The 24,755-nt window shown below is 71.8% G+C and carries 19 protein-coding genes; 10 read left to right on the forward strand and 9 right to left on the reverse strand.

The window, feature by feature from the left end:
• Nucleotides 1-80 precede the first annotated feature (80 nt).
• From AB0K12_RS31085 to AB0K12_RS31125, 9 genes are read left to right on the forward strand one after another with little or no spacing between them, the layout of a single operon-like run.
• Nucleotides 81-2,027: a beta-L-arabinofuranosidase domain-containing protein gene (locus AB0K12_RS31085; RefSeq protein WP_364568972.1), complete on the forward strand. Its 1,947-nt coding sequence runs from the start codon at nt 81-83 to the stop codon at nt 2,025-2,027.
• Nucleotides 2,024-3,721: an ABC transporter substrate-binding protein gene (locus AB0K12_RS31090; protein WP_364568975.1), complete on the forward strand. Its 1,698-nt coding sequence runs from the start codon at nt 2,024-2,026 to the stop codon at nt 3,719-3,721. The genes AB0K12_RS31085 and AB0K12_RS31090 overlap by 4 nt, the downstream gene beginning before the upstream one ends.
• The gene (locus tag AB0K12_RS31095) at nt 3,722-4,657 is read left to right on the forward strand and encodes an ABC transporter permease (RefSeq protein ID WP_364568978.1); all 936 of its coding nucleotides are present in this window, start codon (nt 3,722-3,724) and stop codon (nt 4,655-4,657) included.
• Entirely contained in the window at nt 4,654-5,652 is a 999-nt protein-coding gene (locus AB0K12_RS31100; protein ID WP_364568981.1) for an ABC transporter permease, read from the forward strand. Before AB0K12_RS31095 ends, AB0K12_RS31100 begins: the two co-directional genes overlap by 4 nt.
• Nucleotides 5,649-6,449, forward strand: coding sequence for an ABC transporter ATP-binding protein (locus tag AB0K12_RS31105; protein ID WP_364568984.1), 801 nt, complete (start codon nt 5,649-5,651; stop codon nt 6,447-6,449). The genes AB0K12_RS31100 and AB0K12_RS31105 overlap by 4 nt, the downstream gene beginning before the upstream one ends.
• Nucleotides 6,446-7,258, forward strand: coding sequence for an ATP-binding cassette domain-containing protein (locus tag AB0K12_RS31110; protein ID WP_364568987.1), 813 nt, complete (start codon nt 6,446-6,448; stop codon nt 7,256-7,258). The genes AB0K12_RS31105 and AB0K12_RS31110 overlap by 4 nt, the downstream gene beginning before the upstream one ends.
• Nucleotides 7,255-8,532: an alpha/beta fold hydrolase gene (locus AB0K12_RS31115; protein WP_364568989.1), complete on the forward strand. Its 1,278-nt coding sequence runs from the start codon at nt 7,255-7,257 to the stop codon at nt 8,530-8,532. The genes AB0K12_RS31110 and AB0K12_RS31115 overlap by 4 nt, the downstream gene beginning before the upstream one ends.
• Nucleotides 8,525-9,865 carry an aminopeptidase P family protein gene (locus AB0K12_RS31120; protein WP_364568992.1) on the forward strand — a complete coding sequence of 447 codons (1,341 nt, stop codon included), beginning with the start codon at nt 8,525-8,527 and terminating at the stop codon, nt 9,863-9,865. Before AB0K12_RS31115 ends, AB0K12_RS31120 begins: the two co-directional genes overlap by 8 nt.
• Nucleotides 9,862-10,761, forward strand: coding sequence for a dihydrodipicolinate synthase family protein (locus AB0K12_RS31125; RefSeq protein WP_364568995.1), 900 nt, complete (start codon nt 9,862-9,864; stop codon nt 10,759-10,761). The genes AB0K12_RS31120 and AB0K12_RS31125 overlap by 4 nt, the downstream gene beginning before the upstream one ends.
• Before the next feature lie 7 nt (nt 10,762-10,768).
• Here AB0K12_RS31125 and AB0K12_RS31130 read toward each other — a convergent pair whose 3' ends face one another.
• Together AB0K12_RS31130 and AB0K12_RS31135 are read right to left on the reverse strand one after the other, a co-directional pair.
• Entirely contained in the window at nt 10,769-11,623 is an 855-nt protein-coding gene (locus AB0K12_RS31130; RefSeq protein ID WP_364568997.1) for an ACT domain-containing protein, read from the reverse strand.
• Between the two features lie 90 nt (nt 11,624-11,713).
• The gene (locus tag AB0K12_RS31135) at nt 11,714-13,783 is read right to left on the reverse strand and encodes an alpha-galactosidase (RefSeq protein ID WP_364569000.1); all 2,070 of its coding nucleotides are present in this window, start codon (nt 13,781-13,783) and stop codon (nt 11,714-11,716) included.
• Between the two features lie 159 nt (nt 13,784-13,942).
• Here AB0K12_RS31135 and AB0K12_RS31140 point away from each other — a divergent pair, with 159 nt between their 5' ends.
• Complete coding sequence (locus tag AB0K12_RS31140; protein WP_364569002.1) at nt 13,943-14,839, forward strand: siderophore-interacting protein; 897 nt, start codon at nt 13,943-13,945, stop codon at nt 14,837-14,839.
• Nucleotides 14,840-14,973: 134 nt separating this feature from the next.
• On the opposite strand, the gene AB0K12_RS31145 is transcribed toward AB0K12_RS31140, so the two are convergent.
• The 7 genes from AB0K12_RS31145 to tatA all read right to left on the reverse strand — a co-directional run bounded on the left by AB0K12_RS31145 (nt 14,974) and on the right by tatA (nt 24,741).
• Nucleotides 14,974-16,206, reverse strand: a complete 1,233-nt coding sequence (locus AB0K12_RS31145) for a hypothetical protein (protein WP_364569005.1) — start codon at nt 16,204-16,206, stop codon at nt 14,974-14,976.
• A gap of 433 nt (nt 16,207-16,639) precedes the next feature.
• Nucleotides 16,640-17,221: a helix-turn-helix domain-containing protein gene (locus AB0K12_RS31150; RefSeq protein ID WP_355428203.1), complete on the reverse strand. Its 582-nt coding sequence runs from the start codon at nt 17,219-17,221 to the stop codon at nt 16,640-16,642.
• 243 nt (nt 17,222-17,464) lie between these two features.
• Nucleotides 17,465-19,318 carry an ABC transporter ATP-binding protein gene (locus AB0K12_RS31155; RefSeq protein ID WP_364569009.1) on the reverse strand — a complete coding sequence of 618 codons (1,854 nt, stop codon included), beginning with the start codon at nt 19,316-19,318 and terminating at the stop codon, nt 17,465-17,467.
• 281 nt (nt 19,319-19,599) lie between these two features.
• Nucleotides 19,600-22,329: a DEAD/DEAH box helicase gene (locus AB0K12_RS31160; protein ID WP_364569012.1), complete on the reverse strand. Its 2,730-nt coding sequence runs from the start codon at nt 22,327-22,329 to the stop codon at nt 19,600-19,602.
• A 100-nt stretch (nt 22,330-22,429) separates the two neighbouring features.
• Nucleotides 22,430-23,317 carry a YegS/Rv2252/BmrU family lipid kinase gene (locus AB0K12_RS31165; protein ID WP_364569015.1) on the reverse strand — a complete coding sequence of 296 codons (888 nt, stop codon included), beginning with the start codon at nt 23,315-23,317 and terminating at the stop codon, nt 22,430-22,432.
• Nucleotides 23,318-23,356: 39 nt separating this feature from the next.
• The gene (tatC, locus tag AB0K12_RS31170) at nt 23,357-24,292 is read right to left on the reverse strand and encodes a twin-arginine translocase subunit TatC (RefSeq protein ID WP_364569018.1); all 936 of its coding nucleotides are present in this window, start codon (nt 24,290-24,292) and stop codon (nt 23,357-23,359) included.
• Between the two features lie 89 nt (nt 24,293-24,381).
• A complete protein-coding gene (gene tatA, locus AB0K12_RS31175) occupies nt 24,382-24,741 on the reverse strand; it encodes a Sec-independent protein translocase subunit TatA (protein ID WP_364569020.1) in 360 nt (119 codons plus the stop codon).
• Nucleotides 24,742-24,755 lie beyond the last annotated feature (14 nt).

The raw sequence follows: 24,755 nt of genomic DNA on the forward strand, positions 1-24,755 counted from the left end.
CAGTCCGGCCGTAACCCTTGGCAAGTGACCTTCCCGACTTCTAAGGTGCAGTGCAATGCCACACATTACTGGGATGGTTCATGACGTCTAAGCAGGTCACGCCACCGGCCGGCGCGGTGCGCCTGAGCAAGGAGGCAGCCTCGGGGGCCGTGCGTCCGCTGTCCGGGGTGCGCATCACGGGAGGTCTGCTCCACCACTGGCAGCGCCGCAACAGCACGGCCACGATCCCGCACACCATCGAGCAGCTGCGCGCGGCCGGCAACGTCGCCAACCTGAGCCGGCTGCTGGAGCAGGACCCGCCGCCGTACCGCGGCCGCTACCCCTTCCTCGACACCGACCTCTACAAGACCCTGGAGGGGCTCGCCTACGAGCTCGGCGACGGCACGGCGGAAGAAGGAGTACGCGACTTCTACGAGGAGGTCGTCACCCTCCTCGAACGGGTCCAGGCCGACGACGGCTACCTCAACTCCTTCTTCCAGGACCCGGCCGCCACCAAGAAGCCGTGGGAGGACCTGGCCTGGGGCCACGAGCTGTACAACCTCGGCCACCTCATCCAGGCCGCCGTCGCCGCGCACCGCCGCATGGGCGACGACCGGCTGCTGCGCATCGCCCGCCGCTTCGCCGGCCTGGTGACCGAGCGGTTCGCCGACAGCGGCGTGTGCGGGCATCCCGAGGTGGAGATGGCGCTGGTCGAACTGTTCAGGGAGACCGGCGAGCGGTCCTACCTCGACGTCGCCGCCGCGTTCGTCGACCGGCGCGGCTCCGGGCAGCTCAAGCACAGCATCTTCCCCGGCGACTACTTCCAGGACCACGTGCCCTTCCGCGAGCTGCCCTCGGTGACCGGTCACGCGGTGCGGATGGCGTACCTGGCGGCCGGCGCCGCCGACGTGCTGCTGGAGACCGGCGACGCCACCCTCGCCGAGGCGCTGGAGCGGCTGTGGGACGACATGGTCGCCACCAAGCTCTACATCACCGGCGGGCTCGGCAGCCGCCACTCCGACGAGGCCATCGGCGACCGCTACGAGCTGCCGTCCGAGCGCGCCTACAGCGAGACCTGCGCCGCCATCGCCCTCATGCAGTGGGCGTGGCGGATGTTCCTGGCCACCGGCGCCGCCTCCTACCTCGACGTGTTCGAGCGGGTGCTCTACAACGCCTACGCGGTCGGCCTGTCCGCCGACGGCCGCGCGTTCTTCTACGACAACCCGCTGCAGCGCCGTCCCGACCACGAGCAGCGCAGCGGCGCGGAGGCGGGCGGCGAGCCGCTGCGCCGCGCCTGGTTCGGCTGCCCGTGCTGCCCGCCGAACATCGTGCGCTGGATGGCCCAGCTCGCCGACTACGTCGCCGCCGAGCGGGACGGCGCCGTCCTCGTCGCCCAGTACGCCACCGCCCGGATCGAGACGGCGGAGCTGGCGCTGGCGATGGAGACCGGCTACCCGTGGGACGGCGACGTGCGGCTCACCGTCGAGCGGGCCCCGCAAGGCGCGTACGGGCTGGTGCTGCGCGTGCCCGGCTGGGCGCGCGGCGCGAGGCTCACCGTCAACGGCGCGAGCGTCCCCGCCGAACCGAAGAACGGCTGGCTGACCGTCGAACGCACCTGGACGGCCGGCGACGAGGTCCGCCTCACCCTGCCCATGCCGGTCAGGGCGCACGGCTCGCACCCCTACCTCGACGCCACCAGAGGCGCGCTCAGCCTGGCCCGCGGCCCCCTCGTCTACTGCGTCGAGCAGCACGACAGCCCCCATGCGGGCGTGGACGACCTGCTCGTCGGCGTGAGCGACGCCGCCGCGGCCTCGACCAGGCCGGGCGGCCTCGCGCCCGGCGCGGTCGTGCTGGACGTGCAAGCGCACCCCGCTCCCCCGCCCCCGGCCGAGCTCTACCCCGAACTGCCGTCCCCCGGGACGGCGCCGCCCGGCACGAAGGTCCCCGCGACCTTCGTCCCCTACTTCCTGTGGGGCAACCGCGGCCCCGCGGCCATGCGGGTCTGGGTCAGGACCCCCGACACGACCAACGGAAAGAAGGCGACATGAGGAGATCGGCGGCGCTCACCAGCGTCACGATGACCGCCGTGCTGGCACTGTCGGCATGCGGCGGCGGAGCCGCGCAGAGCCCCGGCGGCGGGACCGGCGGCACCGGCGCCACCGGCCGGCCGGCCACCCCCGCCACGGGCGGCACCGTGCACGTCCTGGCCAACGCGGACTTCTCCCACCTGGACCCGGCACGCGGCTTCGACGGCGGCGTCAACAACTTCTACCGGCTCATCTACCGGGGCCTGACCACGTTCGGCGCCGGGCCGGGCGCCGAGGGCACGAAGATCGTCCCCGACCTCGCCACCGACACCGGCACCCCGTCCAACGACGCCAAGACCTGGACCTTCACCCTCAAGGACAACATCTTCTTCGAGGACGGCACCCCCATCACCAGCGAGGCCGTCAAGTTCGGCTTCTCGCGCGCCTTCGACCCCGAGGCCGGCATCGGCTCCCCCTACGGCAGGCTGCTGCTCGACGCCCCCAAGGACTACAAGGGCCCCTACCTGTCCGGCGACCTCGACACCATCGAGACGCCCGACCCCAAGACCGTCGTCATCCACCTGAAGAAGCCGTACGCCGACTTCCCGAGCGCGCTGGCGCTGCCCAACTTCACCCCCTTCCCCAAGGGCACCGGCGCGGGCGCCGCCTTCGACAGCAAGCCGATCGCGAGCGGCCCGTACAAGCTGGCCTCCTACCAGCGCAACGCCTCGCTCAAGCTGGAACGCAACCCGCAGTGGAAGCCCGAGACCGACACCGTGCGCACGGCCAAGCCCGACGCGTTCGAGTGGACGTTCGGCCTCGACCCGGCCACCATCGACGAGCGCATGCTCGCCGGGCAGGGCACCGACGCCGACGCCATCGGCCAGAGCATCCAGGCCGCCACGGTCGCGCGCGTGCAGACCCCGCAGATCAAGGCCCGCACGCTGTCCGGCCTCAACGGCTGCACCACCTACATGGGGCTCAACACCACCAAGAAGTACCTCAAGGACGTCCGCGTCCGGCAGGCCATCAACCACGCCATCGACAAGGACACCATCGTCGCCGCGATGGGCGGCTCCACGCTGGCCGAGAAGGGCACCTCGATCCAGCCGCCCACCGTCGCCGGCCGCGTCGACTACGACCCCTACCCCTACGACGTCGCCAAGGCCAAGCAGCTGCTGGCCGACGCCGGCCTGTCGGGCGGCTTCTCGCTGATCCTCGACACCAGGGCGCAGCCGAAGATGGCCGCCGTCTCGGTCGCCGTGCAGGAGGCGCTCAAGCAGATCGGCATCGACGTAAAGATCAACAACATCGACGCGTCGACCTACTACGAGGTCATCGGCACCCCCGCCAAGCAGAACGACATGGCCGTGACCGGCTGGTGCCCCGACTGGGCGTCCGGCGCGACGTTCCTGCCGCCGCTGTTCGACGGCCGCAACATCACCTCCAAGGGCAACTCCAACCTCGCCCAGATCAACGACAAGGCCATCAACGCCAAGATCGACGAGATCGCCGAGATGACCGACGTCAAGCAGGCCAACGCCGCCTACGGCGAGCTGGACAAGCAGATCATGGAGCTGGCCCCCGTCGTGCCGCTGGCCTACGAGAAGCTCATCCTGGTCAACGGCGCCAACATCGCCGGCGCCTACCAGTCCAACTCCTACTCCGGCGGCATCGACCTGGTCTCCGTCGGGCTGGCGAAGCCGACGAAGTAGATGACGGTCGCAGCGCATCCAGAGCAGGTGGCGGGCGGCGCGCCCGCCACCTCGGGCCGGCGCGTCCTGCGCGTGCTGCTGCGTGATCGGGGCGCCGTGCTCAGCGGCGCCTACCTCGCGCTGATCGTCCTCATGGCGATCGGCGCGCCGCTGATCAGCGCGATCACCGGGCACGGCCCCAACGACTTCGACACGGCCGCGGTCAACACCGACCTGGGCGGCGTCCCGTACGGCTCGCTCGGCGGCATCAGCTCCGAGCACCTGCTCGGCGTCGAACCCCAGAACGGCCGCGACATCCTCGCCCGCATCGCCTACGGCGCCCGCGTCTCCCTCATCATCGCGATCTCCGCCACCGCCCTCACCACGCTGCTCGGCGTCGTGCTCGGCATGCTGGCCGGGTTCTACCAGGGCTGGGCCGACCAGGTGATCTGCCGGATCATGGACTTCCTGATGGCCTTCCCCGCGCTCATCTTCATGATCGCCATCCTGTCGGCGCTGCCCCAGGGCAACCGGCCGGCGCTGCTCGTCGTGGTGATCAGCGTGTTCGGCTGGCCGTACCTGGCGAGGGTGGTGCGCGGGCAGACGATGACGCTGGTCAACCGGGAGTTCGTGGAGGCCGCGCGCGCCTCCGGCGCCTCCACCGGGGCGCTGGTGTTCAAGGAGATCCTGCCCAACCTGCGCAGCTCCCTCATCGTCATGACCACCCTGGCGGTGCCCGGCTACGTCGGCACCGAGGCCGGCCTGTCGTTCCTCGGCGTCGGCGTCACCCCGCCCACCCCCTCGTGGGGCCAGATGATCGCCAGTTCGGTCGGCTGGTACGCCGTCGACCCCATGTACTTCGTCATCCCCGGCGCGTTCCTGTTCCTCACCGTCCTGTCACTGACCGTGCTGGGCGACCGCATCAGGGCCGCCTTCGACGCGGGGGAGGCCTCATGATGGCCCGCTACGTGGCCGGCCGGCTGGCCGGCGTCGTGGTCATCCTGTTCCTGGTGTGCCTGTTCACCTTCGTGCTGTTCTTCACCCTGCAGCCCGACCCGGCCGTGATGATCTGCGGCAAGACCTGCACCCCCGAACGCATCGACCAGATCCGCGGCGTGCTCGGCCTCGACCGGCCGTTCCTCGCCCAGTTCCTCGGCTTCATCGGCGGCATCTTCGCCGGCCGCGACTACGGCGAGGGCGCCAACCTCGTCCACTGCGCCGCGCCCTGCCTCGGCTACAGCTTCCAGACCAACCAGTCCGTCATGGACATGGTGGTCGAACGGCTGCCCGTCAGCGCCACCGTCGCCGTCGGCGCCGCCGTGCTGTGGCTGCTCGTCGGCATCGCCGCCGGCCTGCTCAGCGCCGTCAAGGAGGGCACCTGGCTGGACCGCACCGCGATGGGCCTGGCGCTCGGCGGCTCCAGCATCCCCAACTACGTGCTGGCGCTCGCCCTGCAGTACGTGCTCGTCGTCCAGCTGCAGGTGCTGCCGTTCCCGCAGGCCGTGGCGTTCGCCGACGACCCGCTGGTGTGGTTCCAGTCGTACCTGATGCCGTGGATCGTGCTGGCCACCGGCTACGCCTGCCTGTACGCCCGCCTCACCCGCGCCAACGTCATCGACACCCTCGCCGAGAACTTCATGCGCACCGCGAGATCCAAGGGCCTGTCACCGGTGCTCACCCTGCGCAGGCACGCGCTGCGCCCCGCGCTCACCCCGATCGCCACGATCTTCGGCATGGACTTCGCCGGCCTGCTCGGCGGCGCCCTCATCACCGAGACCGTGTTCGGGCTGAACGGCGTCGGCAAGATGGCCGCCGACTCCATCGCCAAGAACGACCAGCCCGTCATCATGGCGGTCACGCTGCTGGCCGCGTTCTTCGTGGTGGTCGGCAACGTCGTGGTCGACCTCGTCTACACCCGGCTCGACCCGAGAGTGAGGATCACGTCGCCATGAGCGAGCTGCTGGAGGTGGAAGACCTCACCGTCACGTTCCCCACCACGCGCGGCCCCGCGGACGTGGTCAGGAACGTCTCCTTCACCGTCGGCAGGGACGAGACCGTCGGCATCGTCGGCGAGTCCGGCTCCGGCAAGTCGATGACCAGCCTGGCCGTCATGGGCCTGCTGCCCAAGGGCGCCCGGACCAGCGGCAGCATCAGGCTCGACGGCGCCGAGCTGCTCGGCCGCCCCGAACGGGAGCTGCGCAGGATCCGCGGCGACCAGATGTCGATGATCTTCCAGGATCCGCTGTCGTCGCTGAACCCGTACTACACGGTCGGGCTGCAGATCGAGGAGATGTACCGCGCCCACCGCGACCGCTCAAGGAAGGCCGCCCGCCAGGTCGCCATCGACGCGCTCGCCCAGGTCGGCCTGCCCGACCCGGACAAGCGCGTCGACCACTACCCGCACCAGTTCTCCGGCGGGCAGCGCCAGCGCATCATGATCGCGATGGCGCTGGTGTGCCGGCCCAAACTGCTCATCGCCGACGAGCCCACCACCGCGCTCGACGTCACCGTGCAGGCCCAGATCCTGCGCCTGCTGGCCGAGCTGCGCGAGCAGAGCGGCACCGGCATGATGTTCATCACCCACGACCTGGCCGTGATCAGCTCGATCGCGACCCGCGTCCTGGTGATGCGCCGCGGCGAGCAGGTCGAGTACGGCACCGCCGAGCAGGTCTTCGCCGAGCCCCGCCACGCCTACACCCGCATGCTGCTGGAGAGCATCCCGCGCATCGACGACGAGGTGGCCACATGACGCTGCTGCGCGCCACGGACCTCACCAAGAGGTTCGTCACCCGCGGCCCGCTCGGCGCGAAGGCCGAGTTCACCGCCGTGGACCGGGTCAGCTTCGAGGTACGCCTGGGCGAGACGCTGGCCGTCGTCGGCGAGTCCGGCAGCGGCAAGTCCACCACCGCCCGCATGATCGCCAAACTCATGGACCCGACGGAAGGCACCCTGGAGTTCGACGGCGAGAACGTCACCCACGCCAAGGGCGAGGCCCTGGCCCGCTTCCGCGGCAACGTCCAGGTCGTCTTCCAGGACCCGTTCTCCTCGCTCAACCCCCGCCACACCGTCGAACGCATACTCAACGCGCCGCTGCTCTACCAGGGCCGCACCCCCAAGGGCGGCCGGCGGGCGCACGCCAAGGAGCTGATGGAACGCGTCGGCCTCAACCCCGACCACTCCCTGCGCTACCCCGCGCAGTTCTCCGGCGGGCAGGCCCAGCGCATCGGCATCGCCCGCGCCCTGGCCGTCGGCCCCAAGCTGGTGATCTGCGACGAGGCCGTCTCCGCGCTCGACGTGTCGGTGCAGGCCCAGATCATCGAGCTGCTGCTGCGGCTGCAGCGCGAGAGCGGCTTCAGCTACGTCTTCATCGCTCACGACCTGGCCGTGGTCCGCCAGATCGCCCAGCGCGTCGCGGTCATGAGCAAGGGACGCATCGTCGAGCTCGGCGACACCCGGCAGGTGTTCGGCGACCCCCAGGACGAGTACACCCGCACGCTGCTGGCCGCCATCCCCCGCATCAACCCCGAATGGGACCGCCGCAGGAGGGAACGCACATGATCACCGCCACCTACGTCATTCCGGGCATGCGGATGCGCGACCACGTCGAACGGGTGCCGCTCGACTGGTCCGACCCCGGCGGGCCCACCATCGAGGTGTTCGCCCGCGAGCTCGTGGACCCGGCCCGCGACCGCGAGGACCTGCCCTGCCTGCTGTTCCTGCAGGGCGGCCCCGGCGGCAAGGGCCCCCGCCCGGTCGGCACACCCGGCTGGCTCGGCCAGGCGCTGCAGAACTACCGGGTCGTGCTGCTCGACCAGCGCGGCACCGGCCGCAGCTCCCGCATCGACGGCCGGACCATGAGCGCCCTGACCGCCGAGCAGGGCGCCGCGTATCTCGCGCACTTCCGCGCCGACTCGATCGTGGCCGACGCCGAGCACCTGCGCACCACCGTCTTCGGCGGGCGCCGCTGGTCCACCCTCGGCCAGAGCTACGGCGGCTTCCTCACCCTCACCTACCTCTCGCGCGCCCCGCACGGCCTGACCGCCTGCTACGTCGCCGGCGGCCTGCCCTCGATCGACCCCGACGCCGCCGAGGTCTACCGCCGCACCTATCCCCGCGTGGCCGCCAAGAACGCCGAGTTCTACCGCCGCTACCCCCACCACGCCGAGACCACCGCGCGCCTGGCCGACCGGCTCGCCGAAGGCGACGTGCTGCTGCCCGACGGCGACACGCTCACCGTGCGGCGCCTGCAGTCGCTCGGCATCGACTTCGGCATGAAACCCGGCTACGAACGCATGCACTGGCTGCTCGACGAGTCCGACGGGCTGCCCGACACCTTCCTGCACCAGGTGCTCGCCCGCTCCTCCTACGCCGACAACCCGCTGTTCGCCGCCCTCCAGGAGAGCATCTACGGCTCGGGCCCCGGCGCCACCGCCTGGGCCGCCCAGGCCGAACGCGAGCGCCACCCCGCCTTCGCCGAGGACGCCAGGCCACTGCTGTTCACCGGCGAGATGATGTACCCCTGGATGTTCGAGGAGATCCGGGTCCTGCGGCCCTTCCGCGGCGCCGTCGAGCTGCTCGCCGCCCGCGACGACTGGCCGCCCCTCTACGACACCGACCGGCTGGCCGCCAACGACGTGCCCGTCGCCGCCGCCGTCTACTTCGACGACATGTACGTCGACTCCGGCCTGCAACTGCAGACCGCCGCCCGCATCGGCAACACCCAGACCTGGGTCACCAACGAGTACGAGCACGACGGCATCGGCGACGACCGCGTCTTCGCCCGCCTGACCGAGCTCGTACGCCGGCAAGGAGGAGGAATCACCGGTGAGTGACGGCAGGCTGCCCCGGCTGGCGGAGATCCCCGCCTTCACCGACTACATCGCCCAGGGCTGGGACTCCCCCGCCCGCACCCCCGGCCTCGTCCCAGGAGCCGCCGAAGCGGCCGCCGCCCACCGCGACCGGCTGGCCGCCGCGCTACCCGGCCGCACCGTCGTCGTCGCCGCCGGCCACGCCCCCACCCGCTCCAACGACACCGCCTACGACTTCCGCGTCGACAGCGACTTCTACTGGCTGACCGGCTGCGCCGCCGAGAACGCGATCGCCGTCGTCCGCGACGGCGCCGCCACCCTCTACCTGCCGCCGCCCGCCCGCCCCGGCGAGCCCGGCTTCTTCTCCGACGCCGCCTACGGCGAGCTGTGGGTCGGCCCGTCCCCCTCGCTCGCCGAATGGTCGTCCGCGCTCGGCGCCGACGTGCTGCCGCTGCCCGGCTACCCCGGGACCCCGGCGGGCGCGCTCACCGGCGCCGACGCCGAGCTGCGGCGGACACTCGCCGAGCTCCGCATGATCAAGGACGAGTGGGAGGTCGCCCAGCTCCGCGACGCCGTGGACCGCACCGTCGAAGGCTTTTCCGCCGTCGCCGCCGAACTGCCCGCCGCCATCCGGGCCGGCGGCGAACGCTGGCTGCAGGGCACCTTCGACCGGTACGCCCGCACCTACGGCAACGGCCCCGGCTACGCCTCCATCGTCGGCAGCGGCCCGCACGCCCCCACCCTGCACTGGGTGCGCTGCGACGGCCCCGTCCTGCCCGGCGAGCTGCTGCTGCTCGACATGGGCGTCGAGACCCGCTCCCACTACACCGCCGACGTCACCCGCACCATCCCCGCCTCCGGCGCCTTCACCCCCGCCCAGCGGCAGGTCCACGACCTCGTCGAACGCGCCCACCGCGCCGGCCTCGCGGAGGTCGCCCCCGGCCGGCCGTTCACCGCCTTCCACCACGCCGCCATGGAGGTCATCGCGCGCGGCCTGCACGACTGGGGCCTGCTGCCCGTCTCCGTCGACGAGGCCCTGTCCGCCGACGGCCAGCACCACCGCCGCTACCTCGTCTGCGGCATCGGCCACCACCTCGGGCTCGACGTGCACGACTGCGCCCGGTCCCGGCACGAGGCCTACCACGGCGCCGCGATGGAGCCAGGCATGGTGCTCACCGTCGAGCCCGGCCTGTACTTCCACGCCCACGACCGCACCGTGCCGCCCGAGCTGCGCGGCATCGGCGTACGGATCGAGGACGACCTGCTGGTGACCGCCGGCGGCGCCGAGAACCTGTCGGCCGCGCTGCCCATCACGGCGAGCGGCCTGGAGAACTGGACCAAGGAGAGAACATCATGACCGCCCCCACCACACCGGTGTGGCACGGCGTGCACGTCGCCACCGCGCTGCCCTTCCACGACGACCTGTCGGTCGACTACGACGCCTACGCCGAGCACGTCCGCTTCCTCGCGGGCGGCGGCTGCGACGGCGTCTGCCCCAACGGGTCGCTCGGCGAGTACCAGACGCTCACCGACGCCGAACGCGCCCGCGTCGTCCGCACCGCCGTCGAGGCCGCGCCCGACGGGTTCCACGTCATGCCGGGCGTGGCCGCGTACGGGGCCGCCGAATCACGGCGCTGGGCCGAGCAGGCCGCCGAGGCCGGCGCCTCCTCGGTGCTGCTGCTGCCGCCCAACGCCTACCGCGCCGACCGGCGGGCCGTCGTCGACCACTACCGCGAGGTCGCCAAGGCGGGGCTGCCGGTCGTCGCCTACAACAACCCCCTCGACACCAAGGTCGACCTCACCCCCGACCTGCTGGCCGAGCTGCACCACGAAGGGCTCATCGTGGCGGTCAAGGAGTTCAGCGGGGACGTGCGCAGGGCCTACGAGCTGGCCGAACGCGCGCCCGGCCTGGACCTGCTGATCGGCTCCGACGACGTGCTGCTTGAGCTGGCCATCGCCGGCGCGGTCGGCTGGATCGCGGGCTACCCGAACATGATCCCCCGCGCCACCGTCGAGCTCTACCGCCTCGCGGTCGCCCGCGACGTCGCCAAGGCCCTGCCGATCTACCGCGACCTGCACCCGCTGCTGCGGTGGGACTCCAAGACGGAGTTCGTCCAGTCGATCAAGCTGTCGATGGACCTGGCCGGCCGCAAGGGCGGCGCCTGCCGCCCGCCCCGCGTCCCCCTCACCACCGACCAGGCCGCCCAGATCACCCGCCAGACGAACGACGTGCTCGCCAAGGGCTACCGCTGACCGCTCCTCACCCCGAGTGGTAGCGGGCGTGGGCGGCGGATGCGGCGAGGGCGGCGGCGCGGGCCGCCTCGGTCGGCGTGAACGGCAGCTCGGGCCGCCGCACCAGCAGCGCCCTGTCCGGGCTCACCGAGACCACCATGGTCGTGTTGGGCTCGGCACCGTCGTCCACGGTGTCCCCCGGCCGCCGCCACTCCACGTCCGGGGCCCGCAGCAGCTCGCCCAGCGCCTCGGGCAGCCTGGCGGGATCGTCGCCGACCCGCTGCGCCAGCACGAGCGCCTGGACGCCCGGGTCGGTGAGGTCGGTGACCCGGGCGGGCACGATCACCACGTCATGCCCGCCCGCCTCGGTCAGCGCCGCGGCGAGCACCTGAGGCGCGAGGTCGCGCGGCGCCTCGATGACGAACTCGTCGAGCGCGTCGCACCCGGCGGGCGTGATCGCGCCGCCCCCGGTCGGCGCGATGTGCAGCGCCAGGATGTTGCACCCGAGCCGCCCGAACGCGCCCGCGACGGTGGCCAGCCGCCCCGGCCGCTCCACCACCCGCATCCGGATCCGCCACAGGGTCATCCCCCGCCCGCTCTCCTCAGGAAGCGCCACCCTTCGGCGCCGTACCGCACGCCTGTGTCCCAGGCGGCGGTGTCCCGATCTGCGGTGGACCGCCGCCCCGACGATCAGCGCCGCGCCCAGGCCGACGAGCACGACCGGCCCAGGCTCCTGATGCCCGAGCAGGGTGGCGAGCAGGTGCGCCAGACCGACCGCGACGAACAGCGCGGCGATCTCGACCAGCTCCCGCCACCAGGCCCGCTCGGGACGGTGCGGCGGTCCGGAGCCGGGGCGAGACGTTACTTCGGGTGCATCGCTCATGACCCTCAGTCTGCGGCACCCGTGTTACCTGATCACGGGCGTCCGCGTTGCGACCGCATTAAACCGCGTTCACCACCCCGGCACCGGATCTCAGACCCGTTCCACCTCGATGACGAGCGCGGACGTCGCCGGCATGGCGGGCGCGGGCAGCCCCAGCCCGCCCAGCACGGCCCCGGACAGCCGGACGGGCCCGGCGGCCCAGTCGGGCAGCAGGGTGCGGGCGGGCACGGGCCCGGCCAGGCGCACCTCGTACGTGGCGGCGGGGTCGAGCCCGGGCAGCCGCAGCGGGCTGGGCCCGACGTCCAGCCGCGAGCCGGCCTGCACGTACGCGAACACGCCCCGCTCCGGCAGCACCACGCCGTGCAGCAGCGACGTCGGGTCGGGATGGTCGGCCCGCACGACCCGCCCGGCGTGCAGCACGGGCCGCAGCCGCTTGTGCAGCGCGATCCAGGCGGTCAGCTCCTCCAGTTCCTCGGCACTGGCCGAGGTGATGTCCCACTCCACCCCCATGTGCCCGAACAGCGCGGTCGCCGCCCGGAACGCCAGCGGCAGCATCCTGCCGGTGCTGTGGTCGCGCGGCGCGCCGACGTGGCTGCCCATCCGCTCCGGCGGCACCAGCAGCCCGGTCCAGCGCTGGATCTGCTGCCGGTCGAGCGCGTCGTTGCAGTCGGACGTCCACACCCGGTCGGTGCGGGCCAGGATGCCGTAGTCGATGCGCGCCCCGCCGGACGAGCACGACTCGATCTCCAGGCCGGGGTGACGCTCGCGCAGCTCGTCCAGCAGCCGGTAGGTGGCGAGGGTCTGCGCGTGCACGCCGGGCGCGCCGTCGTGCACGGGCTCGGCGATGTCGCGGTTGTGGTCCCACTTGATGTAGTCGAGCCGGTATTCGCGCACCAGCGCGTCGATCCGCTCCAGCAGGTACGCGTACGCCTCCGGCCTGGCCAGGTCGAGGACCTGCTGGTCGCGCTGCGGCGGCGGCATCCGCTCCGGCCGGGCGAGGATCCAGTCGGGGTGCTCGCGGGCCAGGTCGGAGTCGGGGTTGACCATCTCGGGCTCGAACCACAGCCCGAACTGCATGCCCAGCTTCCGCACCCGGTCGGCGAGCGGGTGCAGGCCGTCCGGCCAGACGCCTTCGTCCACGTACCAGTCACCGAGCCCGGCCCGGTCGTGGCGGCGGTGCCGGAACCAGCCGTCGTCCAGCACGAACCGCTCCATCCCGGCCGCGGCGGCCCGCTCGGCGAGCTCCAGCAGCCGGTCGAGGCCGTGGTCGAAGTAGGTGGCCTCCCAGTTGTTCAGCGTGACCGGGCGCACGGGCAGCGGGCGGGCGCGCAGGTGCTCGTGCAGCCGCGCCGCCGCGTCGTCCAGGCCGCTCCCCGACCAGGTGAAGAACACCCACGGCGTCCGGTACGTCGCGCCCTGCGCCAGCACGACCTCGCCCGGCTCCAGCAGCTCACCGGCGCCCAGCAGCGACACGCCCTCGGGCAGCCGCTCGGCGTAGTGCACGTGGCCGCCGCTCCAGCCGGCGTGCACGGCCCACACCTCGCCGCCGCGGAACCCGAACCCGCCGGTCCCGGCGATCAGCAGCCCCGTGCCGTCGTGCCCGGTGCGGCCCCGCCGGTTCTCCCGCGACCACACCCCGCGGGTGAACTCCCTGCGCTGCGGCACCTTCTCCAGCGCCCACCGGCCGGTGAAGTCGAGCAGCTCGCCGGCGCGGGCCGGCACCGGCAGCGTGCACACCAGCCCTTCCAGCCGGTACGGGGACGCGGCCGTGTTCGTCACCGCGTGCCGCATGCGCACCAGCCCGCTGCCCTCCATGACCAGCTCGCACACCAGCCGCAGCCCGGCCCGCTCGTCGGCGGCCGTCACGGTCACGGTGCCGCCCGCGCCCGGCTCCGCGTCGACGTCGAGCCCTTCCACGCTCCAGCGGACCGGCCAGTGCTCGCCGTCCCGCACGCCGGACAGCCCCGGCCTGCCGTACCAGGACTCGGCCTGGGCGGGCAGCAGTGACGGCGCGGGCGCGCCCGGCGAGGGGGCCAGCACCACCGCCAGGTCCTGCCCTGCTCCCGGGTCCGCGCCGAAGTGCCGTACCCGGGGCAGCCCGGGGCCGGAGGCGTCGAGCACCAGCGCGGCACCGGCCGCGGAGAGGATCACAGGAGACAAGTTCGGGACTCCAATCTCGGGGCGGGCGCTGGGGCCCGGTTTTCACCGTTCACGACGTTATCGTCCCGAGTGGGGCCGATGCACTAACCCCGGCTGGCCTAAATCCTCACGATCGTTTAGGTTAGGCTCACCTAATAACTTCGTTGGAGGAATACGGGGATGACCGAGCCCTTTCGCATGTTCGACGTACGAGTGGACCGGCTCGAACGCCTCAGCCCGTCCTTCCTGCGCGTCACCTTCACCGGCGACGACCTGCACGAGTTCGCCGACAACGGCTTCGACCAGCGGGTGAAGCTCTTCCTCCCCGTTCCTGAGCACGGCATGACGCACCTGCCCAAGGGCCCCGACTGGTACCAGCGCTGGCGCGAGCTGGACTCCGGCAAGCGCAACGTGATGCGCACCTACACCGCCCGTACGGTCCGCCCGCAGGCCGGCGAGGTCGATGTGGACGTCGTCATGCACCCCGACGGCGGCCCCGCCGCCCGCTGGGCCGAGCAGGTGCGGCCCGGCGACGTCGCCGCCCTCCTCGGCCCCAACGGCGTCCACGAGGGGCCGCACGGCGGCCTGGAGTTCCGGCCGCCCACCGGCACCGGCTGCGTGCTCGTCGCCGGCGACGAGACCGCCGTGCCCGCCATCTGCGCCATCCTCGAACGCATCCCCGCGCACCTGGCCGGCGAGGTGCTCATGGAGGTGCCCCTCGACGCCGACGTCCTGCCGATCACGGCACCCCCCAACATCAAGGTCACCTGGCTCGCCAGGAACGGCGGCGAACGCGGCGCCGAACTCATCCCCGCCGTCCGCGCCGCCGCCGCCCGCCTGCTCCCCCCGCTGTCCGCCACCCCCGACTCCTTCGAGGACGTGGACGTCGACACCGACGAACTGTGGGAAGTCCCCCAGGACACAGCCGGCCACGGCCCCCTGTACGCCTGGCTGGCCGGCGAGGCCGGCGTCATCAAAACGCTGCGCCGCCACCTGGTGGCCGAACGCGGCATGGACCGCCGAGCAGTCGCCTTCATGGGCTACTGGCGCCAGGGCCGCGCCGAAAACACCGGCTGACCCGGCCACACCCTCAGCCACCCGCGCCGACCCCCCGATCGCCTACCGGCGGTTCGGCCGCCGGACCCCGGCGGGTCCCAGCCCGCAGCGTCCTCCACCGGGTTCCGGTGAGCGACGCTGTCGGAAGGCGGGCGTCAGTGCGGCTCCGGGGAGCCTCCCTGCACGAGGCGGCGCTGGGCCGGGGTGGGCGGGTGGGCCCACGTCATGCCAGGGCCGTCGGCGGCGAGAAGGCCCGTGACCGCCTCGCGCAGCACGTCCTCGGCCGGCGCGTCCGGCCGTAGCTCGCGTACCTCGCGGCAGCGGTCGAGGACGCGGGCCAGGTCCAGCATGAGCGTGTTCGGCCGGTCCGCGTCCGCCTCGGGCGCCGCTTTCCGGGCGGTGTGCAGGGGCTTGACGGGCGTCCCGTTGACGTGGGTCCTTCCGCCGGACCCGCTCTCGTCCGGCCCGCCGTCGGCCGAGCCCCTCTGCTCCGCCGGCACCGCCGGGGCGGGGGCCGGCACGCGGATGTGCAGCGCCCCGAGCCTCGTCTCCGCCGCCCAGAGCCCCCGCCCCTCGGCCCCGCTCACCGCCGTACCGCCGAGCCCCTCGGCACCGTCCACCGCCGTACCGCCAGACCCCTCGGCACCGTCCACCGCCGTACCGCCAAGCCTGTCGACCCCGCTCACTGCCGTTCCGTCCACATCCGCGGCGGCCACCACCGTCCCGCCCACGTTCGCGTCAGCCACCGCCGTCGCGCCCGCACCCGCGTCGGTCCCTGTCGCGCTCACTTCGGTACCGGCCACCGCCCCGTCAGCCGCTGACCCGCCGGCGCCGGCACCGGCCACCGCCGCATCAGCCACCGTGCTCACGCTGGAACCGGCCGCTGCCGCGTCGGCCGCGGTCGTATGGGCCACCATCTCCGTCACGACCTCGGCCACCGCTGCGGCGAGGCGGTCGGCGTTCATGCCGTCCAGGTCCGCCACGTCGTCCAAATCGTCCGCCGGCAGGCCGCCGCGCAGGTGCAGGACACCCGGCCGTTCGGTGGCCGTGAGCTCGTCCATCAGCTCCGCGACCGTGCCCTGCGGGTCGTGCAGCGCGGCGTCCCCCCGGGCCGCGAAGGCGTCGGCGAGCAGGCGCAGGGAGACCGACCGCGGCGGCTCGTATGCCACCACCACCTCCAGCTCCCCGTCCACCCGGATCGGGCTGCCCGAGTCGTGGTACGCCCGCAGGCCCTCCACGAAGACCGCCTCCGTGTCAGGCGGCAGCAACCCGCCGAGAGGCTCCGCCTCGAACCTGTCGCCGGCAGCACCTTTCACCGGATCCCGGCGGAACCACCAGACCACCACACCAACCACGGCGGCGGCCAGCACTGTGACTGCGATGAACACGATGTCGTCCGCTTTCCCTCGTACTCGGCAAGCGGTAGCAGCGTAGTGTGATCAACCCCGACAAACCCGCAAATTCCCACAAATAACGATCAGGTCGCCGCGCACGTCATACGTCGCCCGGGATGAAGTTTCTTCCACCGGGTAACCGGAATTGTTTTCCGAGGATTTCTCCTGTCCACCCGGACGAGAGCCGCCCCTGGACCGACCCCGACAAGCATGTACACCCACATCGAAAGCACTCAGTCGCTGGATGTGACGCCTGCATGACATATGGCGCCTACGGCAAGGACGGGGCCGCGCCACGTCAGATGATCCCGGCCGTGCGAGAAGAGCGCGGAGCGGCACATGGATCCTCTTCACCTGATCACCAGCCGCCACGACGGAACCCTGATCGTCAGCGTCTCGGGGCGACCGTCACCTGACCTGGTGAAGGTCAAGGTGAACGTGCGCGCATCCCGTCGCACACCACGTCCGCCAGCCGGACCGCCCCACCCCTGGCCCGCGCGCCGCGCTCGGCGACCAGGCAGCCCCGCAGCAGGTCGAGCGCGTCCCCCGCGGTGAGGTCGGCGCGCACCGCGCCCACCCGCTGCGCCCGCACCAGCAGCCGGCCGAGCGCGGCGGCGAAGTCACCGGCCAGCGTGGAGCCCGGCCGCAGCGGCATCGCCGCGCCGCTGTCCAGCATGTCGCACAACGCCTGGTTGACCGCCGCCTGCTCGACCACTCCCGCGAACCAGCCGAAGAACGCCCGCCCGGCGTCCTCGGCGGTGGCGAGCGCGCGGGCGTCGGCCACGAACCGTTCGATCCGCCCCAGCAGCACCGCCTCGAACAACGCCTCCTTGGTGGGGAAGTGCCGGTAGACGGTGCCGACCCCGAACCCGGCGCGCCGGGCGATCTCGTCGAAGGAGATGGTCAGGCCGTCACTGGCCAGCGCCTCCTGCGCGATCTGCAGGACGCGCTCCCTGTTGCGCCGGGCATCGGCCCGCAGCGGCCTGGCGGCGCCGTGATCGTCGCCCAAGACCTCCACCTGCCTTCGGCCCGCCGGCAGGCGGAAGGCGGGCCCGCGGCGGCAAACGGAGAAAGCCCTCCGATTCTATCTAGGAGATTCACCGACATACAGCCTCAAAAGCCCAGCAGAACCCCGAAAAGCCCGGCACCCGCCCCAATGTGCCAGGACGAGTGACGCCCGAGTCAGGGACCCAGAAAAGCCCGGCACCCGCCCCGGAGTGTCGGGGCGGGTGCCGGACCGGCGAGCCGGGGGTCACGGAGACGCTCCCCCGCCGGACCGCGCGCCTACCCGCTTGAGCCGGATCCGCTCCTCCCGCGGAACCGGCTCGATCTCGATCACCCGCGCCCCCTCCGGCGCCTGCCGCAGGTCGTGCGTGATGAGCAGCGTGGTACGCCCGGCCATGAGCCGCCGCAGCGGCCGCATGACGTGGGCGGCGGTGGCGACGTCCAGCCCGGTGACGGGCTCGTCGAGCACGAGCACCGGCGTGTCGCGCAGGATGGCCCTGGCGATCGCGATGCGCTGCCGCTGCCCGCCGGACAGCAGCCGGCCGCGCTGCCCGACCGGCGAGTCGTACCCCTGGGGCAGCAGCTTGACGAAGTCGTGCACCCCGGCCACCTCGGCCGCCCTGATCACCTCGTCGAGCGAGGCGCCCGGCCGGCCGTAGCCGATGTTGTCGCGTACCGAGCCGGAGAACAGCAGCGTCTCCTGGTGCAGGACCGTGATGTTCTCGCGCAGCGACTGCCGCGTCAGCCTCCGGACGTCGGTGCCGTCCAGCAGGATGCGGCCCGAGTCCGGGTCGTAGAACCGCAGCAGCAGCTTGGCCAGCGTGGACTTGCCCGCCCCGCTGGGCCCGGTGATCACGACGACCTCGCCGGGCTCGGCGGTGAACGACAGGTCACGCAGCACCGGCCGGCCCCGTCCCGGGTAGGTGAAGCTCACCCGGTCGAAGTCGATCCGGCCGCCGCACCGGCCCGCCGGGACCGCGTCGCCCGCGTCGCGGACGGCAGGCTCGGTACGCAGGATCTCGATCACCCGGTCCGACCCGGCCGCCGCCTCCGACACCGTCAGGGCCAGCTCGCCCAGGCTCTGCACGGCCGGGTAGAGCAGGGCCAGGTACGCCGCGAACGACAGCAGCCCGCCGATCGTCAGCCGGCCCGCCGCGATCTCCCACGCGCCGAGCCCGAGGATGGCGATCAGGCAGACCGTCTCGATGACCTGCACCGCCGGGTTGTAGAGCCCGGCCAGCCAGGCCTGCGACATGTTGGCCCGCAACCAGCCGCGCCCCTCGGCGTGCAGCCGGCGGGACTCCTCGCCCTGCCGGTTGTACGACTGCACGAGCGGCTGGTTGGCCAGCCCCTCCTCCAGGACGCTGTTCATCGCCCCGTTGCTGGCCCGCTCGCGCGCCGCCGCCGTCCTGAACCTCGAGGCGAACACCTTCGAGGTGATCAGGAACAGCGGGATCAGCGCCATCGTCAGCAGGGCCAGGTCCCAACGGATGAAGAACGCGGCCCCGGCGAAGAAGATGATCCCGGCCACCGTGGTGATGGCCTTGACCAGCCCGGATCCGACCAGTTCCTCGATGGCCTCCACGTCGTCCGTCATGCGCGCCATCAGGTCGCCCAGCCGCCGCTTCTCGGAGAAGTCGGGGGCGAGCGTCTGCACGTGCGCGTACACGCGGTCGCGCAGGGCCAGCAGGAACCGCTCGGCGCCCAGCGCGGTGGTGTAGGCCCCGCCGAAGGACAGCAGCCCGGCGAGCACGGCGAGCCCGAGCCAGACGGAGGCCGGTGACCAGAAGGCGGCCAGTTGCCGGGTCGTCAGCACCTCGTCGGTGATGTGCCCGAACAGGCGGATCGCGGCGACCTCGCAGAGCGCGGCCAGGATGGCGAAGACCACGCCTGCCGCGAAGAGCCGCCGCAGACCGCGAGTGTCCGGCCAGAACTCGCGGAACGTCCGGCGAATGGTGATCGCCGGCGCGAGTTCACGGCCGGAGGCGCTGAAGGAGAGCCGGCGGCCAGGCCGCCGGCCCTCATCTGGGGGCTCTAGCACCCCCACCACCTGCGACGGGCGCACCAGCCCCACCTGCGCCAGCGACGCCGCCTGCGGCATCCCCATCCTTGCTGGAAGCCGACCTGGGACAGTTGCGTGTTCGCCATGATTCCTCCCCCGTTGGCTGAACACTGACAAATCGGACGCTAGCACCCGAATTGCGATAAATCAGCAGATAATCGCTGATTTCAGGAAGGCTTGACTGGTAAAGCCCGAAAAGAAAGGCCGTTCCGGCGAAGAAGTAAAGCCCTCCGCCCACCGGTAAAAATGCAAAACGGCGGTCACGACAACACCAAAGGCGCCCCCGAAACCTCGTTTCGAGAGCGCCTTCGGCAACGGCGTCAGGTCAGCGACGAGTACGCCACCACACCCCGCCGCATCGCGTCCATCGCCTTCACCGACGTCTGCCGGATCTTGCTGCCCTCCGGCGCCGCGCTCCCCAGCTGACCCAGCAGGTCCATCAACTGCTTGACCCACCGCACGAAGTCACCCGCCGCCAGCTCGTTGCCGTTGACGCCCTCCATCAGCACCGCGTCCAGCGAATGCCCCTTCGTCCACCGGAACGCCGCCCACGCGAACCCCAGATCGGGCTCCCTGATCGTCGACAGCCCATGGTCGGACTCGATGCCCTCCAGCTCACCCCACAGCCGGATCATCGCCGACAACGCGTCCTGCGCCCGCCCCGCCGGGATCTTCGGCCGCCGCGTGTCGTCCGACGCCCGCGACTCGAACACCAGCGCCGACACGCACGCCGCCAGCTCCGCCGGATCGAGCTCCTCCCACAACCCGTTACGCAGGCACTCGGCCGTCAGCAGATCCAGCTCGGTGTAGAGCCGCCCGAGCCGCCGCCCCTCATCGGTGACCGTCTCGTCGCGCAGGTAACCCAGCTGCTCAAGCACCGAGCAGATCCGGTCGAACGTCCGCGAGATCACATGCGAACGCCCCTCCACCCGCCGCCGCAGACCCTCCGTCTCACGCAGCAGCTTGTAATAACGCTCGGCCCACCGCGCGTGGTCCTCACGGTCGTCACACCCGTGGCACGGATGCTGCCTGATGCGCCGCCGCAGCTCGTTGACCTCGTCATCCTCCACCGTGTGGTCACGCGCCCGCGCCGGCTTGCCGAGATCACGGTCACCGATCTTCGCCATCAGCGTCGAGATCAGGTTCGCCCGCTCCTTCGGCGAGCGCCCGTTGAAGTTCTTCGGGATGCGCACCTTCTCCAGCGGCTCCACCGGCACGGGGAAGTCCGCCGGATCCAGCTTCTTCACCTGCTTGCCGATGGTCAGCACCAGCGGGCTCGGCCCGTGACCACGCGGATTACGGCCGGGATCCAGCACGATCGCCAGCCCGGCCCGCCGCCCGCCCGGCACCCTGATCACGTCACCCGGCTGCAACGCCTCCAGCGACCGCACCGCCGCCGCCCGCCGCGCCGCACCCCGCTGCCGCGACAGCTCCGCCTCACGATCGGACAGCCGCCGCCGCAGCGCCGCGTACTCGGGGAAGTCGCCCAGGTGGCACGTCATCGCCTCCTGGTAGCCCTCCAGCGCCTCCTCGTGCTTGCGCAGCTGCTTGGCCAGCCCCACCACTGCACGATCGGCCTGGAACTGCGCGAACGACTCCTCCAGCAGCGCCCTGGCCCGCTCTCTGCCGAACTGCCCGACCAGGTTGACCGCCATGTTGTACGACGGCTGGAAACTCGACCGCAGCGGATACGTACGGGTGCCCGCGAGCCCCGCCACCGACAGCGGATCCATGCCCGGCTGCCACAGCACCACCGCATGACCCTCGACGTCGATGCCGCGCCGCCCCGCCCGCCCCGTCAGCTGGGTGTACTCCCCCGGCGTCAGATCCGCGTGCGTCTCACCGTTCCACTTGTCCAGCTTCTCGATCACCACGCTGCGCGCCGGCATGTTGATGCCCAGCGCCAGCGTCTCCGTCGCGAACACCGCCTTCACCAGGCCGCGGGTGAACAGCTCCTCCACGACCTCCTTGAACGCCGGCAGCATGCCCGCGTGATGCGCCGCCAGGCCCCGCTCGAGCCCGTCACGCCACTCCAGGTAACCCAGCACCGCCAGGTCCTCATCCGGCAGGTGCGCCGTGCGCTCGTCGACCAGCTGCCTGATCTCGTGCCGCTCCCGGTCGGTCGTCAGCCGGATGCCGGCCGACAGGCACTGCTGCACCGCCGCGTCACACCCCGCCCGCGAGAAGATGAACGTGATCGCCGGCAGCAGCCCCTCGCCGTCGAGCTTCTCGATCACCTGCACCCGGTCCGGCGGGCGCGGCCGCGAACGCGGCGCCCGGCCGTAACCCCGCCTGCCACGCCCCGCCGTCAGCCGCTCCGCGTCACGCGTCACCCGCATCAACGTCGGGTTGATCCGCGGCGTCAGATCGTCGGTCATGAACAGGTCGTAGATGCGGTTGCCCACCATCATGTGCTGCCACAGCGGCACGGGACGGTGCTCGTCGACGATCACCGTCGTGTCGCCGCGCACCTCGCCCATCCACTCGCCGAACTCCTCGGCGTTGCTCACCGTCGCCGACAGCGCCACCAGCCGCACCGACTCCGGCAGGTGGATGATCACCTCTTCCCAGACCGCGCCGCGGAACCGGTCGGCGAGGTAGTGCACCTCGTCCATCACCGCGAACCCGAGCCCCGCCAGCGTCGCCGAGCCCGCATAGAGCATGTTGCGCAGCACCTCGGTCGTCATGACGACGATCGGCGCCTCGCCGTTGACGCTGTTGTCGCCCGTCAGCAGCCCGACCTTGGCGGTGCCGTAGCGCTTGACCAGGTCGTTGTACTTCTGGTTGGACAGCGCCTTGATGGGGGTGGTGTAGAAGCACTTGCGGCCCTGCTCCAAGGCCAGGTGGACGGCGAACTCGCCGACCACCGTCTTGCCCGACCCCGTGGGCGCCGCCACCAGGACGCCGTCTCCGGCCTCCAGGGCCCGGCAGGCGTCGAGCTGGAAGTCGTCCAGCGCGAAGTCGTAGAGACCTCGGAACGATCTCAGCGCGGCCCCGTCGTCCCCGTGTTTCTGACGGAAGGCCGCATAGCGTTCCGCTGGCGTTGTCATAATCGCCAGCCTACCGAAACCGCCATTCCGGTCCGTCCCGGCCGCCGTTCGCGGGGCTTCGAGCGGACGGCACCGGCCCGACGCCTTTACAAAGTAGATTTTATACGATGACGCGTAACGCCCCCGGCCGGACCTCGCAGTGCAGCGGGGTCTCGCCGATGCGTTCGCCGTCGGCGTAGGCGACCACCTCGGGCGCCTCCACCCGCACGCTGCGCACCCGGCGCACCGACACGGCGTGATGCCTTACGTGGCTGCCCCGGTAGACGCTCGGGAAGACGCGGACGAACTCCCCCATGGACAGCGCGTTCAGCAGCACGACGTCCAGAAGGCCGTCGTCGGGCCTGGCGTCGGGGCAGACCCGCATGCCGGCGCCGTACGACGTCGTGTTGGCCACCGCGACCAGCATCGCCTCCCGCTCGACCACCTCGGTCTCGTCGTAGGTGATGCGGAACGGGATCGGCTTGAACGCGCGCAGCTCCCGCGCGGTCGCCACCAGGTAGCGGGCCATGCCGGGCGGCCAGGTGAGGCCGTTGGCGCGCTCGTTGACCCGCGAGTCGAAGCCGCAGCACGCCACCCCGGCGAACAGCTCCTCGGACGTCCCGGCCCTGATGCGGGCGGCGTCCACCAGCCGGGTCTTCATCCTCAGCACGGCCCTGGCCGCGGCCAGCGGATCCTTCGGGGGCACGCCGAGCGCGGCGGCGATGTCGTTGCCGGTGCCCGCGGGGATGATGCCGAGCGGCACGTCGGTGCCGGCCACCGCCTGCACGGCCAGGTGGACCAGCCCGTCGCCGCCGAAGGCGACGAGCGCGTCGGGCCGCTCGGAGACGGCGGTGCAGGCGCGTTCGAGCGCGTCGGCGGGGTCGTCACCGACGATCACGGACAGCTCGGCCCCTCCGGCACGCAGCCGGCGCGCCACGGGCTCGAGCAGGCGCAGCGTACGCCCGCCGCGGGCGGCGGGGTTGACCAGGAGGGCGAGTTGCGGGGACACGCCCGGAACCTATCGCCTCCTGGGCGGCGGGGGAATGCCTCAGCGCTTGTCGGTGCCCGGCGGCTCCTCATCGGCGGGCCCAGTGGCCGGCCCAGCGGCAGGCGTCGCAGGCGGCCCGGCAGGAGGCCCGGCAGGCGGCCCGGCAGGCGGTTCTGCGGCCGATGCGGCAGGCGCGGGCGTCTCGACCGGCGCGTCGTCCTCGGCCAGCGGGGAGGCCTCGTCATCGGACAGGTGGTCGAACTCGCTCCTGCCCGCCCCGCGCCTCTCGCGCAGGTAGATGACGCCCTCGGCGACGAAGTAGAGCACGATCATCGGCATGGCCAGCGCCATCATCGTCAGCGGGTCGCCGCCCGGCGTGATCACCGCGCCGAAGACGAACATGATGAAGATGACGGTGCGCCGGTGCTTCTTGACCGTGGCGTGCGACAGGACACCGATGATGTTGAGGAACACCAGCAGCAGCGGCAGCTCGAACGAGATGCCGAAGATCACCAGCATGATGAGCACGTAGCCGAGGTACTCGTCGATCTGGATGGTCGCGACGGTGTCGCTCGGTGCGAAGCCCAGCAGGATCGCCAGGCTGGTGTCCATGATGAAGTAGGCGAGAGCGGCGCCGAGCAGGAACAGCGGGACCGCGATCCCGAGGAACGTGATCGAGTAGCGCTTCTCGTTGCGGTAGAGGGCGGGCGTGACGAACGCCCAGATCTGGTACAGCCAGACGGGTGAGGACACGACGAGGCCGACGAGCGCCGAGACCTTCAGCGTCAGGAAGAACGACTGGAAGATGCCGCCGTAGGTGAGTGTGCACTGCCCTTCGCGCAGCTGCTGCGCCTGCGGGGTGTCACAGAACGGCTCTTTGATGTAGGCCCACACCGGATCGAAGAAGAACCAGCCCACGATGATGCCCACGATCACGGCGGCCAGCGCGATCAGCAGCCGGTTGCGCAGCTCGCGCAGGTGCTCCATGAGGGGCATGCGACCTTCGGGGTCGCGGACTTGCTCCGAATCGCTCGATCGTTTGAGCAGCGCCATCTAGCAGTCCTGGGTGAGGAGGAGGGGTGGGGTCAGGCGTGCTTGTCGGCCTGGGCGGCGCCGGCGCGCAGCCTCGCGGCCTGCTCCTCCAGCTGGCGGGCCTGCTCCTCGGCGGACAGACCTGGCGCCGGGGCGGGCGGAGCCGCGGGGGTCGCCGGCAGCGGCTGCGGCTGCGCGGGCTGAGGCTGCGGGTGGGCCTGCGCCTGCGGCTGGACGGGCTGCGCGGTGTGCTGGACATCGTCGTCGTCATCGCGCAGCTTCGCGGTCTCGGACTTGAAGATGCGCAGCGACCGGCCGATGCCGCGGGCCATGTCGGGCAGCTTCTTCGCACCGAACAGCAGCACCAGCGCCAAAAGAATGATCAGGAGTTCGGGCACTCCGAGGTTCGGCATGAAACGCCCTTTCT

Origin of the sequence: Nonomuraea sp. NPDC049419 (assembly GCF_040676995.1) — a bacterium.
Taxonomy (GTDB): domain Bacteria; phylum Actinomycetota; class Actinomycetes; order Streptosporangiales; family Streptosporangiaceae; genus Nonomuraea; species Nonomuraea salmonea.